At 65.9% G+C, this 2,013-nt stretch carries 1 protein-coding gene; it reads left to right on the top strand.

Annotated elements, in window-relative coordinates:
- Positions 1-48: 48 nt before the first annotated feature.
- A partial coding sequence (locus QWJ41_RS20685) for a fibronectin type III domain-containing protein (protein WP_302710358.1) occupies positions 49-2,013 on the top strand: 1,965 nt, incomplete at its 3' end.

The raw sequence follows: 2,013 nt of genomic DNA on the forward strand, positions 1-2,013 counted from the left end.
TTCACAATGACCTCCCCCACCACCCTGACGCCGGGCGACACCGTAGACATGGACTACGAGGTGACCGACGACTCCGGCGTCGTGACCAGGCTGGTCTTCAACTACACCGATCCAGTCGGGAAGAACCGTCAGCTCCGAGCCGACAACCCATCGACCATCGCGATGACAGGCACCATCACCGCCCTGATACCCAACGACTGGGCTGACGGCACCTACACGCTGAGTTCCATCGCCATCCGCGACCACAGCGACGGCAACGAGGCGTACTACTTCCCCGCTGGCGGCGAAGTCATGAAGGTACCCAGCGGCGCATCAGGCCCCACCACCCACAACTTCGACTTCTCCACCGCCACCTTCGAGGTTGCTGATCGCCCCAGCCCGGAGGTCGACACGGTGGGCCCTGTCTTGAACTCGATTGAGATGTCGCCGACGGGCCCCTTCACCGCCGGCGACCAGATCACCTACACCTGGGACATCACCGAGGACAGCAGCATCGACAGCGTCCTCCTCCACTACACCGATGCTTCCGGGCGCGCGAAGTACGTCACCCAGTACGGCGACAGCACCGGCACAACCGCCACCATCGACGACAACTGGGCCAGCGGACGCGCCGAACTCACCCTCATCCAGCTCTACGACAACCACGGCAACTACACGGCGTACCGAGCCAACCAGTCCCCCGAACTCGACCTCAGCAGACTCAACTTCGAGGTGACCGGCACGCAGGCCGACACAGTGGGCCCTGTCTTGAACTCGATCGAGATGTCGCCGACGGGCCCCTTCACCGCCGGCGACCAGATCACCTACACCTGGGACATCACCGAGGACAGCAGCATCGACAGCGTCCTCCTCCACTACACCGATGCTTCCGGGCGCGCGAAGTACGTCACCCAGTACGGCGACAGCACCGGCACAACCGCCACCATCGACGACAACTGGGCCAGCGGACGCGCCGAACTCACCCTCATCCAGCTCTACGACAACCACGGCAACTACACGGCGTACCGAGCCAACCAGTCCCCCGAACTCGACCTCAGCAGACTCAACTTCGAGGTGACCGGCACGCAGGCCGACACAGTGGGCCCTGTCTTGAACTCGATCGAGATGTCGCCGACGGGCCCCTTCACCGCCGGCGACCAGATCACCTACACCTGGGACATCACCGAGGACAGCAGCATCGACAGCGTCCTCCTCCACTACACCGATGCTTCCGGGCGCGCGAAGTACGTCACCCAGTACGGCGACAGCACCGGCACAACCGCCACCATCGACGACAACTGGGCCAGCGGACCCGCCGAACTCACCCTCATCCAGCTCTACGACAACCACGGCAACTACACGGCGTACCGAGCCAACCAGTCCCCCGAACTCGACCTCAGCAGACTCAACTTCCGCATCGGGGTTGCCGCACCGAGCTATCCCAGCCAGGTTTTCGCCCAGCGGGGGGATCGTTCCGCGGTCGTGTCTTGGCGAGCGCCGTCGGACGACGGCGGCTCCCCGGTCACCGGCTACACCATCACCAGCACCCCCGACGCCGTGTCGAAGACCGTCCCCGGAGACCAGACCACCGCCACCATCGGCGGTCTGACCAACGGCACCGCCTACACCTTCACCGTGGTCGCCACCAACGCCATCGGCACCTCGACGGCGAGCGACCCGTCGAACGAGGTCACCCCCGCCGGCGTCCCCGACACCGTCACCAAGCCGTCCGCCACCCGCGGCGACAAGTCCGCGACCATCACCTGGACCAAGCCGTCCGGCAACGGGTCCCCGGTCACCGGCTACACCATCACCAGCACCCCCGACGCCGTGTCGAAGAGCGTCGATGCCGACGCCACCACCGCCACCATCGGCGGTCTGACCAACGGCACCGCCTACACCTTCACCGTGGTCGCCACCAACGCCATCGGCACCTCGACGGCGAGCGACCCGTCGAACGAGGTCACCCCCGCCGGCGTCCCCGACACCGTCACCAAGCCCACCGCCACCCGCGGCGACAAGTCCGCGACCATC

Origin of the sequence: Nocardioides cremeus (genome assembly GCF_030518195.1) — a bacterium.
Lineage (GTDB): Bacteria > Actinomycetota > Actinomycetes > Propionibacteriales > Nocardioidaceae > Nocardioides > Nocardioides cremeus.